Annotated in this window: 17 protein-coding genes; 9 read left to right on the forward strand and 8 right to left on the reverse strand. The window is 56.4% G+C overall.

Annotated elements, in window-relative coordinates; all coding sequences use genetic code 11:
* Positions 1–57 precede the first annotated feature (57 nt).
* On the forward strand, positions 58–1,260 hold the full coding sequence (gene ackA, locus ABLU87_RS08705; RefSeq protein ID WP_004123156.1) for an acetate kinase: 1,203 nt from the start codon (positions 58–60) through the stop codon (positions 1,258–1,260).
* A 201-nt stretch (positions 1,261–1,461) separates the two neighbouring features.
* Positions 1,462–3,606: a phosphate acetyltransferase gene (gene pta, locus ABLU87_RS08710; protein ID WP_014230257.1), complete on the forward strand. Its 2,145-nt coding sequence runs from the start codon at positions 1,462–1,464 to the stop codon at positions 3,604–3,606.
* 46 nt (positions 3,607–3,652) lie between these two features.
* On the opposite strand, the gene ABLU87_RS08715 is transcribed toward pta, so the two are convergent.
* From ABLU87_RS08715 to ABLU87_RS08735, 5 genes are all read right to left on the reverse strand, one after another.
* Positions 3,653–4,606, reverse strand: coding sequence for a transketolase family protein (locus ABLU87_RS08715; protein WP_128334599.1), 954 nt, complete (start codon positions 4,604–4,606; stop codon positions 3,653–3,655).
* On the reverse strand, positions 4,599–5,429 hold the full coding sequence (locus ABLU87_RS08720) for a transketolase (RefSeq protein WP_014230259.1): 831 nt from the start codon (positions 5,427–5,429) through the stop codon (positions 4,599–4,601). The genes ABLU87_RS08715 and ABLU87_RS08720 overlap by 8 nt, the downstream gene beginning before the upstream one ends.
* Complete coding sequence (locus ABLU87_RS08725; RefSeq protein ID WP_004852862.1) at positions 5,426–6,817, reverse strand: PTS ascorbate transporter subunit IIC; 1,392 nt, start codon at positions 6,815–6,817, stop codon at positions 5,426–5,428. Before ABLU87_RS08725 ends, ABLU87_RS08720 begins: the two co-directional genes overlap by 4 nt.
* Positions 6,818–6,837: 20 nt before the next feature.
* Positions 6,838–7,110 carry a PTS sugar transporter subunit IIB gene (locus ABLU87_RS08730; RefSeq protein WP_004870916.1) on the reverse strand — a complete coding sequence of 91 codons (273 nt, stop codon included), beginning with the start codon at positions 7,108–7,110 and terminating at the stop codon, positions 6,838–6,840.
* 79 nt (positions 7,111–7,189) lie between these two features.
* Positions 7,190–7,633, reverse strand: a complete 444-nt coding sequence (locus ABLU87_RS08735; RefSeq protein WP_128334600.1) for a PTS sugar transporter subunit IIA — start codon at positions 7,631–7,633, stop codon at positions 7,190–7,192.
* A gap of 235 nt (positions 7,634–7,868) precedes the next feature.
* Here ABLU87_RS08735 and ABLU87_RS08740 point away from each other — a divergent pair, with 235 nt between their 5' ends.
* The gene (locus ABLU87_RS08740) at positions 7,869–8,888 is read left to right on the forward strand and encodes a LacI family DNA-binding transcriptional regulator (RefSeq protein ID WP_128334601.1); all 1,020 of its coding nucleotides are present in this window, start codon (positions 7,869–7,871) and stop codon (positions 8,886–8,888) included.
* A 4-nt stretch (positions 8,889–8,892) separates the two neighbouring features.
* Here the strand turns inward: ABLU87_RS08740 and yfcD are convergent, their stop codons facing one another.
* From yfcD to yfcF, 3 genes are read right to left on the reverse strand one after another with little or no spacing between them, the layout of a single operon-like run.
* Complete coding sequence (yfcD, locus tag ABLU87_RS08745; RefSeq protein WP_004852867.1) at positions 8,893–9,447, reverse strand: NUDIX hydrolase YfcD; 555 nt, start codon at positions 9,445–9,447, stop codon at positions 8,893–8,895.
* Positions 9,448–9,505: 58 nt separating this feature from the next.
* Positions 9,506–10,057: a phosphodiesterase gene (gene yfcE, locus ABLU87_RS08750; protein ID WP_128334602.1), complete on the reverse strand. Its 552-nt coding sequence runs from the start codon at positions 10,055–10,057 to the stop codon at positions 9,506–9,508.
* Positions 10,058–10,113: 56 nt separating this feature from the next.
* Positions 10,114–10,758 (reverse strand): glutathione transferase, encoded by a 645-nt coding sequence (gene yfcF / locus ABLU87_RS08755; protein WP_128334603.1) that lies wholly within the window; start codon positions 10,756–10,758, stop codon positions 10,114–10,116.
* Between the two features lie 209 nt (positions 10,759–10,967).
* Between yfcF and yfcG the strand changes: the two genes are divergently transcribed.
* The 6 genes from yfcG (at position 10,968) to ABLU87_RS08785 (ending at position 14,540) form a co-directional block, all read left to right on the forward strand.
* Positions 10,968–11,597 carry a GSH-dependent disulfide bond oxidoreductase gene (gene yfcG / locus ABLU87_RS08760; protein WP_014230264.1) on the forward strand — a complete coding sequence of 210 codons (630 nt, stop codon included), beginning with the start codon at positions 10,968–10,970 and terminating at the stop codon, positions 11,595–11,597.
* Positions 11,598–11,662: 65 nt separating this feature from the next.
* On the forward strand, positions 11,663–12,025 hold the full coding sequence (folX, locus tag ABLU87_RS08765) for a dihydroneopterin triphosphate 2'-epimerase (protein ID WP_004104107.1): 363 nt from the start codon (positions 11,663–11,665) through the stop codon (positions 12,023–12,025).
* A 20-nt stretch (positions 12,026–12,045) separates the two neighbouring features.
* Positions 12,046–12,939, forward strand: coding sequence for a TIGR01777 family oxidoreductase (locus ABLU87_RS08770; RefSeq protein ID WP_025106667.1), 894 nt, complete (start codon positions 12,046–12,048; stop codon positions 12,937–12,939).
* 211 nt (positions 12,940–13,150) lie between these two features.
* The gene (locus tag ABLU87_RS08775) at positions 13,151–13,405 is read left to right on the forward strand and encodes a hypothetical protein (RefSeq protein WP_032720494.1); all 255 of its coding nucleotides are present in this window, start codon (positions 13,151–13,153) and stop codon (positions 13,403–13,405) included.
* A 3-nt stretch (positions 13,406–13,408) separates the two neighbouring features.
* A complete protein-coding gene (locus ABLU87_RS08780; RefSeq protein WP_032750748.1) occupies positions 13,409–13,975 on the forward strand; it encodes a hypothetical protein in 567 nt (188 codons plus the stop codon).
* A gap of 67 nt (positions 13,976–14,042) precedes the next feature.
* On the forward strand, positions 14,043–14,540 hold the full coding sequence (locus ABLU87_RS08785) for a GNAT family N-acetyltransferase (RefSeq protein WP_071957318.1): 498 nt from the start codon (positions 14,043–14,045) through the stop codon (positions 14,538–14,540).
* Positions 14,541–14,569 lie beyond the last annotated feature (29 nt).

Raw genomic sequence — 14,569 nt, forward strand, 5'->3', positions numbered from 1 at the left:
GCTACGCTTTGTGACACATTGACGTTTTTTTAGCCACGTATCATAAAAGGTACTTCCATGTCGAGTAAGTTAGTACTGGTTCTGAACTGCGGTAGCTCCTCTCTGAAATTCGCTATCCTTGATGCCGTCAACGGTGACGAATACCTGTCTGGTTTAGCAGAATGTTTCCATCTTCCTGAAGCCCGTATCAAATGGAAAATGGACGGCAGCAAGCAAGAAGCCGAATTAGGCGCTGGCGCTGCTCACAGTGAAGCGCTGAACTTTATCGTTAACACTATTCTGGCACAAAAACCAGAACTGTCTGCTCAGCTGACCGCAATCGGCCACCGCATCGTTCACGGTGGTGAAAAATACACCAGCTCCGTCGTTATCGATGACTCCGTGATTCAGGGAATCAAAGACTCCGCCTCTTTCGCTCCGCTGCACAACCCGGCGCACCTGATCGGTATCGCTGAGGCGCTGAAATCTTTCCCTAATCTGAAAGACAAGAACGTTGCCGTGTTCGACACCGCGTTCCATCAGACCATGCCGGAAGAATCTTACCTCTATGCCCTGCCGTACAGCCTGTACAAAGAACACGGCGTACGTCGCTACGGCGCGCACGGCACCAGCCACTTCTATGTGACTCAGGAAGCCGCGAAAGTTCTGAACAAACCGGTTGAAGAACTGAACATCATCACCTGCCATCTGGGCAACGGTGGTTCCGTTTCCGCTATCCGCAACGGTAAATGCGTTGACACTTCCATGGGGCTGACTCCGCTGGAAGGTCTGGTTATGGGTACGCGTTCTGGCGATATCGACCCGGCAATCATTTTCCATCTGCACGATGCCTTGGGCATGAGCGTAGACGCCATCAACAAAATGCTGACCAAAGAGTCCGGTCTGCTCGGTCTGACCGAAGTGACCAGCGACTGCCGCTACGTTGAAGACAACTACCAGGAAAAAGCTGACGCTAAACGTGCCATGGACGTTTACTGCCACCGCCTGGCGAAATATATCGGCTCCTACACCGCGCTGATGGACGGTCGTCTGGACGCCGTCGTATTCACCGGTGGTATCGGTGAGAACGCCGCGATGGTTCGCGAACTGTCTCTGGGCAAACTGGGCGTACTGGGCTTTGAAGTTGATCACGAGCGTAACCTGGCAGCCCGTTTCGGCAAGTCTGGCTTCATCAACAAAGAAGGCACTCGCCCGGCTATCGTCATTCCGACCAACGAAGAGCTGGTCATCGCGCAAGACGCCAACCGTCTGACCGCCTGATTCCACACCGCCAGCCATAACCCTAAATAATTCGAGTTGCAGGAAGGCGGCGACGCAGAGAATCCCCCAGGAGCGTACGAGTAGTACGTAACTGGGGTGAGCGAGTAAAGCCAACGCACATGCAACTTGAAGTATGACGGGAAGCTGGTGGTGCAGTTTTGTATCCCGCCTGATACTGGCGGTAACGAAAGAGGATATATCGTGTCCCGTACAATCATGCTGATCCCTACCGGAACCAGCGTAGGCCTGACCAGCGTCAGCCTCGGTGTTATCCGTGCTATGGAACGTAAAGGCGTTCGTCTGAGCGTCTTTAAACCTATCGCTCAACCGCGTGCCGGTGGCGATGCGCCAGACCAGACTACCACTATTATTCGCGCGAACTCCGACCTTCCGGCCGCAGAACCGCTGAAGATGAGCCACGTTGAGTCGCTGCTCTCCAGCAATCAGAAAGACGTGCTGATGGAAGAGATCATCGCCAACTACCACGCCAACGCGCAAGATGCGGAAGTGGTGCTGGTTGAAGGTCTGGTCCCGACCCGCAAACATCAGTTTGCCCAGTCTCTGAACTACGAAATCGCGAAAACGCTGAACGCTGAAATCGTTTTTGTGATGTCCCAGGGTACCGATACTCCGGAACAGCTGAAAGAGCGCATTGAGCTGACTCGCAGCAGCTTCGGCGGCGCGAAAAACACCAGCGTCACCGGCGTGATCGTCAACAAGCTGAATGCGCCGGTTGACGAACAGGGCCGTACTCGCCCTGACCTGTCGGAAATCTTCGACGACTCTTCCAAAGCAAAAGTCGTGAAGATCGATCCGGCTCAGCTGCAGAGCGGTAGCCCATTACCGGTTCTGGGCGCGGTGCCGTGGAGCTTCGATCTGATCGCCACCCGCGCGATTGATATGGCGCATCACCTGAACGCCACCATCATCAACGAAGGCGATATCAATACCCGTCGCGTGAAGTCCGTCACCTTCTGTGCGCGTAGCATTCCGCACATGCTGGAACACTTCCGCGCAGGTTCCCTGCTGGTCACTTCCGCAGACCGTCCTGACGTTCTGGTCGCCGCCTGCCTGGCCGCGATGAACGGCGTGGAAATCGGCGCTATCCTGCTGACCGGCGGCTACGAAATGGACGCCCGCATCAGCAAACTGTGCGAACGCGCGTTTGCAACCGGCCTGCCGGTATTCATGGTTAACACCAACACCTGGCAAACCTCTCTGAGCCTGCAGAGCTTCAACCTGGAAGTTCCGGTTGACGATCACGAGCGCATCGAGAAAGTTCAGGAATACGTGGCTAACTATATCAACGCCGACTGGATTGAATCGCTGACCGCAACTTCCGAGCGCAGCCGTCGCCTCTCTCCGCCAGCCTTCCGCTATCAGCTTACCGAGCTGGCGCGTAAAGCAGGCAAGCGCGTCGTGCTGCCGGAAGGCAACGAGCCGCGTACCGTTAAAGCCGCGGCTATCTGCGCCGAGCGCGGTATCGCCACCTGCGTACTGCTGGGTAACCCGGATGAAATCACCCGCGTGGCCGCCTCTCAGGGCGTAGAGCTGGGCGCCGGTATTGAAATCGTTGACCCGGAAGTGGTTCGCGAAAGCTACGTTGCTCGCCTGGTCGAGCTGCGTAAGAGCAAGGGGATGACCGAAGCGGTTGCCCGCGAGCAGCTGGAAGACAACGTGGTTCTCGGCACCCTGATGCTGGAGCAGGACGAAGTCGACGGTCTGGTATCCGGCGCGGTTCACACCACCGCCAACACCATCCGTCCGCCGCTGCAGCTGATCAAAACGGCGCCGGGCAGCTCCCTGGTCTCCTCCGTATTCTTCATGCTGCTGCCGGAACAGGTTTACGTTTACGGCGACTGCGCGATCAACCCGGATCCCACCGCTGAACAGCTGGCTGAAATCGCCATCCAGTCCGCAGACTCCGCAATTGCCTTCGGCATCGAACCGCGCGTGGCCATGCTCTCCTACTCCACCGGCACCTCTGGCGCAGGCAGCGATGTAGAGAAAGTACGCGAAGCCACGCGTCTGGCGCAGGAAAAACGTCCTGACCTGATGATCGACGGCCCGCTGCAGTACGATGCGGCGGTCATGGCTGACGTTGCGAAATCCAAAGCGCCGAACTCCCCGGTTGCCGGCCGCGCTACCGTGTTCATCTTCCCGGATCTGAACACCGGTAACACCACTTACAAAGCCGTACAGCGTTCTGCCGACCTGATCTCCATCGGGCCGATGCTGCAGGGGATGCGTAAGCCGGTGAACGACCTGTCCCGTGGCGCGCTGGTTGACGATATCGTCTATACCATCGCCCTGACCGCGATTCAGTCGTCCCAGCAGCAAGCATAATCTGCCCGCTGCATGAAAAAAGGCGACCGGATGGTCGCCTTTTTATTTACAGCAGCTCTCGCGCCGCCGAGACAATATCATGCGCCGTCAGGCCATACTCCTTCTGCAAGAAATCCTGCGTTCCCACCTGGCCGTAGCGCTCTTTCACCCCCACGCGACGCATCGGAACCGGGCAGGTCTCCACCAGCACTTCCGCCACCGCCGATCCCAGTCCGTTATGAATACTGTGGTTTTCACAGGTCACGATACGTCCGGTTTTCTCGGCATAATTTTTCACCAGCATGCGGTCGATGGGCTTCAGGGTAAACATATCAATCACCGCCGCGCTGACCCCTTCCTGCTCAAGCTGACGCGCCGCCTCAAGGGCTTCCGCCACCATGATCCCGTTGGCAATCAGGGTAATGTCGTCGCCTTCGCGCAGCACATTCCCTTTGCCGATGGTAAACGTCGAACCCGGCGCATAGACGCTCGGCGCCTGTTTGCGGATCGTGCGTACCCAGTAAAAACCGTCGAGATCGATAAGCTGCCGCAGAATATCCTCAAACATCACCGCATCGGTCACTTCCAGTACCACCGAATGCGCCAGACCGCGCACGATCCCCATATCTTCAAACGACATATGGGTTCCGCCGTTATGGCAGGCGGTCACCCCGGCGTCAGAGGCGATCACCTTGACGTTATTCCGCTGATAATCGAGCGACATAAACAGCTGGTCGAAGCAGCGGCGGCTGGCGAAAGCGGTAAAGGTATGGACAAACGGCTTGCGTCCGGTCAACGATAGCCCGGCGGCGGTGCCGATCACGTTGGCTTCCATAATGCCGCAGTTGATGACGTGCTGCGGATGCTGCCGCGCGACGCCATCCATCGCCATGGAGCTCATCAGATCCGCTTCCAGCGCGATAATCGGGCTCCTGGCTTCAATTTGCTGCGCGACGAATCCGGCATAGACTTTACGCATCTCTACGGCATCTTTTTGCCCTGCGGGTACAACCTTAATCATGTTCAGCCTCCAGTTGGCGAATCGTCTCGTTTAGCGTCTCTTTCATCTCCGCCGTCAGGCGTAAATGGTGGTTATTACTGAGATTCTCGAGATACGGCACGCCCTGGCCTTTCACGCTATCGAGAATAACCACGCGCGGGCGCGCATCGACGGGAGGTACGGGTTGAACCGCGGCCAGCAGCCCGGGGATGTCATCGCCTTTGACGGTGACAACATCAAAACCAAAGGCGCGGAATTTATCCTCCAGGTTGAAAGCGCAAATGATTTCATCCAGCCTGCCGTCAAGCTGTAGCTTGTTCCAGTCAACAAACACGGTCAGATTATTCAAACGGTGATGGGCAATAAACTGAAAGGCTTCCCAGCACTGGCCTTCATTCAGCTCGCCGTCGCCAACGATACAGAACACGCGATTCGCCCGCCCCGCCAGCTTATGCGACAGCGCCATGCCGCCGGCGATGGAAATCCCCTGCCCCAGCGAGCCCGTAGTGGCGTCCACCCCACGCGTTTTCAGCCGGTCCGGATGGCTTGGCAGCCGCGTACCGTTCTGGTTTAGCGTGCTCAGCTCCTCCATCGGGAAATACCCCTTAATCGCTAACGTACTGTACAGCGCGGGGCCGGCATGACCTTTTGATAACACAAAGTAGTCGCGCTCTGGCCAGTCCGGGTCCGCGGGATCAATTTTCATCACCGCGCCGTACAGTACCGCCAGCGTCTCCACGACCGACATACTGCCGCCGTAGTGGCCGAAACCGAGGTCCGTCAGCGATTTCAGGGTAGCGACGCGAATGTCCCGCGCCAGGTTAGTCACTTCTTGCACATTCATGATTTCGCTCCGCTGTTCTCCTGCGCGCCGCCGCCCACAGGTTTCTTTTTCACAAAAACGTTGTACGCCACCAGCAGCACAAACAACGCCACAACTAGGCCGGTAATCGCAAACGGCGACAGGTAGCGGGCCAGGTTACCCAGCACGATACCCACGGCGCCGAAATCCGCATCCGAGAAAGTGGTGTTGGCAAAGCCAATCGCCCCCAGTACCGGCAGCAGCAGCACCGGCAGGAAGGTGATCAGCAGGCCGTTGGCAAACGCGCCAATCATCGCCCCGCGCCGCCCGCCGGTGGCGTTGCCAAAGACGCCTGCGGTCGCGCCGGTAAAGAAATGCGGCACCACGCCGGGCAGGATCAGCACCCATTTAAACTGCCCGCAGAGGAACAGCCCGACCAGACCGCCGAGGAAGCTAAACAGGAAGCCAATCAGCACCGCGTTGGGCGCGTAGGGGTAAACGACCGGGCAGTCCAGCGCCGGACGGGCGTTGGGCACCAGCTTTTCTGAAAATCCGGTAAAGGCCGGCACGATTTCCGCGAGGATCAGACGTACCCCTTGCAGGATGATGAACACCCCGGCGGCGAAGGTAATCGCCATAATGATGGCGTAAACCAGGTAGTTCTGGCCTCCGCTAAAGGTGCTTTCCACGTACTCGCGCCCCGCGCTCACCGCCATAATCAGATAAATAATCATCATGGTCAGCGAAATGGAGATGGAGCTGTCGCGCAGGAAGCTCAGGTTTTTCGGCAGGTTCATCTCTTCAGTTGAACGCGATCCTTTACCGCAGACGCTACCGATCCAACCCGACAGCACATAGCCGAGGGTGCCGAAATGGCCGAAAGCGATATCATCCGTACCGGTAATACGCTTCATATAGCGCTGGGCCAGCGCCGGGAAGAACGCCATCACCAGCCCGAGGATCAGAGAGCCGGTAAAGACCAGCCCGACGCCTTCGAAACCCGCCACGGTAAGAATCACGCCGATCATACAGGCCATATAGAAAGTGTGGTGACCGGTCAGGAAGATATACTTCAGACGCGTAAACCGGGCGACCACAATATTCGCTACCATCCCGAACGCCATAATCAGCGCGGTTGAAGCACCGTATTTTTCCAGGGCAATAGAAACAATCGCCTCGTTATTAGGAATAATGCCCTGAATATTAAAAGCATGTTCAAACATGCCCCCCAGCGGATTCAGCGAACCGACTAATACCGTCGCACCGCCGCCAAGAACAATAAAACCCAGAATTGTTTTAATGGTTCCCTTGACGACATCTGAGAAAGATTTCTTTTGCGCTACCAGACCAATTAACGCAATTAAACCGACCAGCACCGAGGGTACTTTTAGAATATCAACAACAAAATTCAGCGTTTCAAGGATAAACATATCCACCTCGCTATCAATAATTATTGTCTGGCGAACCACGCGCGCAGCTGCGCTTCGAGTTCGTTAATATCGATGATGTTGGTAATCACCACCAGCTGGCTTTCCGGCACGCTGGCGCTGGCGGCAATGTCTTTTGCCATCACGAATAAATCCGCCGCGCCCGGCGTTGCCGACGACAGATCGGAGTGCTCTACCTCGGCCTCGATATCGAGTTTTTTAAGCACTTTTTTTATATTCATCTCAACCATAAAACTACTGCCCAGGCCAGAGCCGCAAATTGCCATAATTTTCATTGTTATCACCTTTTTTGGGTAGAGTACGTCCGCATCACGCAGGCGCGTAATGGGTTATAAGCCGGATAATAAAATTGAATCAGTAGCGCGCGATGATCGTTTTTATCTCCTCAATATTGGTTGTCTGATGTAATTTATTCATATCTTCATCGCTGGAAAATAATTCCGCCAGGGCAGAAATCATTTCGATATGGCTATGTTTATCCGGCGCCGCAAGCATAATAATAATATCAACCGGGTCGAACTCCTCAGAGCCAAACGATACCCCTTGTTGCAGTTTCAACAGCGACAGCCCCAGGCCCTTCGCGCCCTCCTCAGGCCGCGCATGCGGCATCGCTAGTCCCGGGGCCAGCACGTAGTACGGCCCGAGCCGCTGATGCTGCTCCACGATGGCCGTCACGTAGGCAGGTTCGATAACGTCGGCCTTCAGCAGCGGCCGGGCGCAGATGTCCAGCGCCTGTGGCCAGGTCTCTACGCTTTGCCGCAGCGCGATGGTGGCATCAGAGAGCCAAGTCGTGAGCATTTTGTCCCGCCTCTTTTAGCAAAAGATGGGCAAACTTTATGCAAGCAGCCAATAGTTATCTGCGAGAACGATCACAAAGATAGCGCTACCAATGCTGAACATTCAGATTTGTGATAGCGCTATCAATTCGTAATCATCCCATCAAAACGCAGCAAAAAGGCCCGTTTAAGGCGTATACTCCCTGACACATGAAGTAATGGATGATAATAAAAACGTCTGTTTAGCAGGAATATGTATGTCTCTAACCCGAAAACGGCGTAGTACCGGTAAAGTCACGATCGCCGATGTTGCTCAGCTGGCTGGTGTGGGAACCATGACCGTGTCCCGCGCCCTTCGCACGCCGGAACAGGTTTCCGATAAGCTACGTGAAAAAATCGAAGCGGCGGTGCAAGAGCTAGGGTACATGCCTAATCTCGCCGCCAGCGCGCTGGCGTCTGCCTCCTCAAGAACCATTGCGATGGTGGTGCCAAATCTTGCAGAGGCGGGCTGTTCGGCGATGTTTGCCGGGCTTCAGCAGGTATTACAGCCGGCAGGGTATCAAATCATGCTGGCAGAATCGCTGCACCGTCTGGAGCAGGAAGAAAAGCTGCTGGAAACGCTGCTGGCCTCTAACATCGCCGCCGCCATTCTGCTTAGCGTTGAACACAGCGATACCGTACGCCACTGGCTGAAGAACGCCTCGATTCCTGTGGTGGAGATGGGCGCAATGCGCGCCGATCCGATCGACATGAATATTGGCATTGATAACGTAGCGGCGATGTTCGAGCTGACGGAGATGCTTATCCACCGCGGCTATCAGAATATCGGTCTGCTGTGCGCCAATCAGGAACAGTGGATTTTTCAGCAGCATTTGCAGGGGTGGTATAAAGCCATGCTGCGCCATCATATGTCGCCTAACCGGGTAATTAACGCCGCGCTGCCCGCCAACTTTTCCACCGGCGCTTCACAGCTGCCGGAGTTTTTGCTGGCATGGCCGGAGCTGGATGCGCTGGTTTGCGTTTCCGATGAGCTGGCATGCGGAGCGCTGTATGAATGTCAGCGTCGGCGCATAAAGGTACCGGATGATTTAGCCGTCGTCGGTTTTGGCGACAGCGACGTGAGCCGGGTCTGCCAGCCGCCGTTAACGACCATGGCGGTACCGCACCATAAGATTGGTATAGAAGCCGGGCGCGTCCTTCTGGAGCGTCTTACGGAGGGAAACTGGAGCGACAGAAAGCCCATCGCGTCCAGTTTATGCATGAGGGACAGCTGTTAGAAAACTACTCAGCCTCTTCCTGCTTTTCGCTTTTTGCTGACTCATTATTCGCATTGCGGGTCATCCACAGCGCCAGCGCTTTTAATGAGTCCGGAGTGAACTCATCGCAGCGGGCGGTGATCTCTTCCGGCGTCAGCCAGCACACTTCGCTCACTTCTTCTTCCTGCAGCGCGAACGGGCCGTGCGATACGCAGCTAAACAGGCCGCCCCAGACGCGGCAGTGTTTATCTTCGTAGTAGAACTGCCCGTGGTCAGCAAAAGGCACGCCGGCAATACCGAGCTCTTCTTCCGCCTCACGGCGCGCGGATTCCAGCATTTGCTCGTCAGCCTGCACCACGCCGCCGGCGGTGGCGTCCAGCATACCCGGCTGGAAATCTTTTGTTTCGGTACGACGCTGCACCAGGATTTTGCCCATCCCATCATGAACAACAATGTAGGTCGCTCGATGACGCAGGCACTCCGCACGCATTTGTTCGCGGCTGGACTGTGCTATCACCTCATTGTTTTCATTAACAATATCGACCCATTCTGTGCTTGCCAAATGATTCTGTTCCGCCATCAGGAAACCTTACTTTTTAAAGCGCTCTTGCGGCGCGTCTATACGGTTGAGGGGTAAATTACGGGTAAATTGCGACCTCTGCAATAACCTGATTATCATCGAGTGCTAAAACCTGCAATTGCCCCTCGTTCAGAAGACCGTAGCTGGCGGTAAATCCCCCTTTAGGGATGCTGACCGAGCCGGGATTGTAGAGAAAAATCTCGCCGCGTTTCTCGGCAACCGGAATATGAGTATGGCCATAAGCCAGCACATCGCCAGCGGCGAGAGGAGGCAAATTTTCGGGGCTATACAGATGCCCGTGGGTCAGAAACAGACGGGTTCGCGCGCTCAAAACCTGCTGCCAGGGGGCGGTAATGGGGAACCGCAGCAGCATTTGATCGACTTCGCTGTCGCAGTTGCCGCGTACGGCAATCACCCGCTCCGCCACGCTATTTAGCGCCTCCGCGACCAGGGCCGGCGCATAGCCTTCGGGAAGGGCGTTACGCGGCCCGTGATTGAGCACATCGCCGAGGATAACCAGCCACTGCGCCCCACTGCGCGCGAACAGCGCAAGCACGCGTTCAGCGGCAGGCAGAGAGCCGTGGATATCCGAGGCAAACATCAGCTTCATACATTTCATCTCCACGCATTACGATGCCGCTATGATAACGGAACCGCTGGCGCTTATCAGCCCGCGCGTTTGGCTGAGAGTGCGACGTAGCGCTGAACCGACGCCCGCTGCCACTGGAAGGTGGCGTAATCCACCAGCGCGGCGGGAACCTCATCGCCGTTCAGGACCAGGCGATTGAGCATCAGCGCCAGGTCGGTATCGGCAATGGACCATTCGCCAAATAGATTCTGCCCGCCATGGGACAGCAGAACGCCAGCCGTTGCAAACAGCTTGTCGGCGCTTTTTTTCCCGGCTTCGCTGAGCGGAGGTTTCTTTGCTGCGGCAAAGACCACGTCCGTGGAGCGCTCTTCGCGAATCGGCATTAAATCGCTACGCAGCCAGGCCTGCACCTGACGCGCCCGCGCGCACTTTTGCAGGTCATGCGGGTAAAGCCGCTCCCATTCCGGGGGCGCAAAGCGCTCATCCAGATATTCGGTAATCGCGGAGGATTCGCTCAGGAAGAATTCCCCGATCTCCAGCAGCGGTACGCGACGCGTCGCGCTGTAGCCTTTCCAGCCGCTTTGCAAATGTTCGCCGCTGTCGAGGTTAACGGTTTTCAGGGTAAAAGGCAGGCTCTTTTCCTGCAGGGCAACGTATACGGACATCACATATGGCGAGAAAAAATCGGCGTCGGACCACAGGGTAATCGCGGGCTGGCTCATAGCATCCTCAATGGCTAATGTAATGGGGCGATACGCCAACATATCCTGTCTTTCAGAGGATGTCACTGACCGCCACGCTGAGGATCTTACATACTTCTCAGGGGGTGAACGCGATCGGCGAAAGTCATCCAGGATGAGGCAAACCTGTCGGATGATGCCAGTTCACCTATACTCGAAAAGTTTGCGACCTGTGACGGCGAGGAATTTTCATGATCGATTTTTACTACGCACCCACTCCTAATGGCCACAAAATCACGTTATTCCTCGAAGAAGCGCAGCTGGCATATCGCCTCATCCGGGTGGATATCGGCAAGGGGGAACAGTTTCATCCGCAGTTTCTCGCGATCTCACCCAACAACAAGATCCCAGCGATCGTTGACCACGCTCCCGCCGACGGTGGTGGCCCATTAAGCCTGTTTGAATCCGGCGCCATCCTGCTCTATCTGGCTGAAAAAACTGGAAAATTACTGAGCGGCGAGCTCCGCGAGCGCCACGTCACCCTACAGTGGTTATTCTGGCAGGTCGGCGGGTTGGGGCCGATGCTCGGACAAAATCATCACTTCAACCACTTTGCTCCGCAGGCGGTGCCCTACGCCATTGAGCGCTATCAGGTGGAAACGCAGCGCCTGTATGGCGTGCTCAATCGGCGCCTTGGCGAGAGTCCCTGGCTTGGCGGCAATCACTACAGCATCGCCGATATCGCCTGCTGGCCGTGGGTGAATGCCCATCAGCGCCAGCGTATCGACCTTGCCAATTACCCGGCGGTGCATAACTGGTTTGAACGCATTCGCCAGCGCCCGGCCACCGTTGAAGCGCTTCTGAAAACAGAAGCCCATTAACCCCCTGCTCGCCCGGGAAGCTTTGATGTATGATTGCGGAAATTACTACACGGAGGAAGCCTGCCATGTCTCAACCAGACGCCATTATTCGAATTAAGAACCTGCGCCTGCGTACTTTTATCGGAATTAAAGAGGAAGAGATCGCCAACCGCCAGGACGTGGTGGTTAACGTCGCGATCCACTACCCGGCGGAAAAATCACGCAACAGCGAAGATATTAACGATGCGCTGAACTACCGCACCATCACCAAGCGCATTATTAGCCATATTGAGAATAACCGCTTCTCTCTGCTGGAAAAATTAACTCAGGATGTGCTCGACATCGCACGCGAACATCACTGGGTCACATATGCTGAAGTAGAGATCGATAAACTGCATGCGCTGCGCTACGCCGATTCGGTATCCATGACGATGAGCTGGCGGCGCTAGACGCATCTTAGGGAGGCGCTATGAACGTTCTGCTTACTGGCGGTACCGGCCTGATTGGCCGCCATCTGATCCCCCGGCTACTGGAGCTTGGACATCACGTAACGGTTTCTACGCGCAGCCCTGAAAAGGCCAAAAGCCGCCTCGATTCGCGCGTCACCCTGTGGCGCGATTTCGAGCATCAGGCGAACCTCAACGGCATTGATGCCGTCATTAATCTGGCCGGCGAGCCGATCGCCGATAAGCGCTGGACGGCGGAGCAGAAACAGCGTCTCTGCCACAGCCGCTGGGATACCACCCAAAAGCTGGTCACGCTATTCAACGCCAGCGATACGCCGCCCTCGGTGCTGATTAGCGGCTCCGCCGCCGGTTATTATGGCGACCTCGGTGAAGTCGTGGTAACCGAAGAGGAGCCGCCGCACAACGAGTTTACCCACAAGCTTTGCGCCCGCTGGGAGCAAATCGCCTGCGAAGCGCAGAGCGATCGCACCCGCGTCTGCCTGCTGCGTACCGGCGTGGTGCTGGCGCCGCGAGGCGGTATTCTGGCCAAAATGACGCCGGCCTTTAAGCTTGGCCTCGGCGGCCCTATCGGTAGCGGAAGGCAATATCTGGCGTGGATCCACATCGACGACATGGTCAACGGTATTCTCTGGCTGCTGGATAACGACCTGCGGGGGCCGTTTAATATGGTTTCCCCTTACCCTGTGCGCAACGAGCAGTTCGCCCACGCGCTGGGGCATGCGCTAAATCGCCCTGCCATTTTCCGCGTCCCGGCGGCGGCCATTCGCCTGCTGATGGGTGAATCTTCCGTTCTGGTACTCGGCGGCCAGCGCGCGCTGCCTAAACGCCTGGAAGCCGCCGGATTTGGCTTTCGTTGGTACGATCTGGAAGAAGCGCTGGCCAACGTGCTGCGGTAGTCCAGGTCCATCAGGGAGAGTATCGCTCTCCCTGATTAATTTATGGAATCCGCCTCGCAGCGCGCAAAAATCACCCGTCCTGTGTCGCCTTAACTGTGAATCTCATTCCAGTGATATGCCTTTCACTCTGCCATAACCCCTGTGTGTAATTTAACACCATCACACCGTTGACATTCGTCAACAACTTATTCAGCATTACCAGGACGAATTGATGAAGGAACATCCGGATAAACATATCAGAGCAGCTATTGACTACGCGCTGGCACGAGACTGGATTTTTATCACTGGCGGCAAAAGCGCTCACTGTTTTGGCAGGTTGATGTGTGGGACAGCCCGGCACCGGGAACATATGATGAGCATCTGGTCAACGCCTGCGGTACCCATTAACCACGCCAGGCAAATTATCAGAATGGTCGACCGCTGCCAGCCGCCTGCCTCGGGTCAGATTAACCACAAGAAGGATTAAACCATGGCGCTGTATAATTTTACGCTCACCCTCTCCGGCGTAACTGCTCGTACCGTGGGTCTGGAAGATGCGCTGCATGCCGCAGGCTGCGCTGACGCCCTGGTCTGTTTTTACGGAACGGCGGTCTATCTGGAGTTCGATCGCGAAAGAGACTCTCTTGAGCAGGCTATTCTGTCAGCGATTGCCGATATCGAATCCGCATCGGCTCTGAACGCGCGGGTTGAATCCGTCGATTCCGCGCTGGTCGGTTTAAGCGATATTGCCGAACTTACCGGCCTGACGCGACAGGCCGTCGCCTTATTAAAAGATGGCGCACGAGGCTCAGGTCAGTTTCCCGGGCCGGTACAGCGGGTTAAAGGCAATTCCCCGCTGTGGCGCTGGAAAACCGTCGTGGGCTGGCTGGTGATGGAAGGACGGCTTGCCGAAGATTCACCGCTGGTCGCCCACGCGACAGTTCTGGATAACCTTAACCTGGCGCTACAACTGAGGGCGACGCCGGAGAGCACCACCGTGCTGCGCTATCTGCGCGGCTTCGGAAATCAGCCCCGGGCTTGTCCGACGGTTGCTTAGACGCATTGCCCTTCCGGCGCTTTATGATGTTAAGGTGGCGGAATAATCCACCGCTATGGACCGCTTTATGAGAATACTCACCACTCCGCGCCTGCGCCTCTCTCCGTTTCACTCATCCGACTGGCCTTTTTTCCTGCGCTTAAGGCGAGACCCGGAAGTGATGCGCTATATGGGCGAGATTCTTGAGGAGCCGGCGCTGCGGACGCTGTTTGCATCACGCTGCGCTGACCCGGGCGTATTCGTACTGCGCGACGCCAGCGGCGCGGCGGTTGGCGATATTGGCCTGCGCATCAGCGGTAAAAATCCGCACGAAGCGGATGTCGGATACGCTCTCCTGCCTGATGCTCAGGGGAAGGGTTACGCCAGTGAAGCGCTAAAAGCGATTTGCGACTACGGATTTCAGCAGCTCGGCGTTCACGCAATAAATGCCTGGGTGCTGGGCAGTAACGCGGGCTCTTCCCGTCTGCTGGAAAAACACGGCTTTATCCGCATTCAGGTGCTCGAAAAAGCGTATCATCTGAACGGCATTGACTATGACGACTGGGTGTATCGGCTGGAGCGTTAGCCGCCCCGACGGAGAGTGTTCCGCCGGGG

It is taken from the genome of Klebsiella sp. CB_Kp196 (assembly GCF_040061575.1).
In the GTDB taxonomy this organism is placed as follows: Bacteria; Pseudomonadota; Gammaproteobacteria; order Enterobacterales; family Enterobacteriaceae; genus Klebsiella; species Klebsiella michiganensis.

Excerpts from the sequence above, each read along its gene's own strand:
- ackA (WP_004123156.1), top strand. The coding sequence starts at position 58 with ATGTCGAGTAAGTTAGTACTGGTTCTGAACTGCGGTAGCTCCTCTCTG.
- ABLU87_RS08715 (WP_128334599.1), bottom strand. The coding sequence starts at position 4,606 with ATGATTAAGGTTGTACCCGCAGGGCAAAAAGATGCCGTAGAGATGCGT.
- ABLU87_RS08720 (WP_014230259.1), bottom strand. The coding sequence starts at position 5,429 with ATGAATGTGCAAGAAGTGACTAACCTGGCGCGGGACATTCGCGTCGCT.
- ABLU87_RS08725 (WP_004852862.1), bottom strand. The coding sequence starts at position 6,817 with ATGTTTATCCTTGAAACGCTGAATTTTGTTGTTGATATTCTAAAAGTA.
- ABLU87_RS08730 (WP_004870916.1), bottom strand. The coding sequence starts at position 7,110 with ATGAAAATTATGGCAATTTGCGGCTCTGGCCTGGGCAGTAGTTTTATG.
- ABLU87_RS08735 (WP_128334600.1), bottom strand. The coding sequence starts at position 7,633 with ATGCTCACGACTTGGCTCTCTGATGCCACCATCGCGCTGCGGCAAAGC.
- ABLU87_RS08740 (WP_128334601.1), top strand. The coding sequence starts at position 7,869 with ATGTCTCTAACCCGAAAACGGCGTAGTACCGGTAAAGTCACGATCGCC.
- yfcD (WP_004852867.1), bottom strand. The coding sequence starts at position 9,447 with ATGGCGGAACAGAATCATTTGGCAAGCACAGAATGGGTCGATATTGTT.
- yfcE (WP_128334602.1), bottom strand. The coding sequence starts at position 10,057 with ATGAAGCTGATGTTTGCCTCGGATATCCACGGCTCTCTGCCTGCCGCT.
- yfcF (WP_128334603.1), bottom strand. The coding sequence starts at position 10,758 with ATGAGCCAGCCCGCGATTACCCTGTGGTCCGACGCCGATTTTTTCTCG.
- yfcG (WP_014230264.1), top strand. The coding sequence starts at position 10,968 with ATGATCGATTTTTACTACGCACCCACTCCTAATGGCCACAAAATCACG.
- folX (WP_004104107.1), top strand. The coding sequence starts at position 11,663 with ATGTCTCAACCAGACGCCATTATTCGAATTAAGAACCTGCGCCTGCGT.
- ABLU87_RS08770 (WP_025106667.1), top strand. The coding sequence starts at position 12,046 with ATGAACGTTCTGCTTACTGGCGGTACCGGCCTGATTGGCCGCCATCTG.
- ABLU87_RS08775 (WP_032720494.1), top strand. The coding sequence starts at position 13,151 with ATGAAGGAACATCCGGATAAACATATCAGAGCAGCTATTGACTACGCG.
- ABLU87_RS08780 (WP_032750748.1), top strand. The coding sequence starts at position 13,409 with ATGGCGCTGTATAATTTTACGCTCACCCTCTCCGGCGTAACTGCTCGT.
- ABLU87_RS08785 (WP_071957318.1), top strand. The coding sequence starts at position 14,043 with ATGAGAATACTCACCACTCCGCGCCTGCGCCTCTCTCCGTTTCACTCA.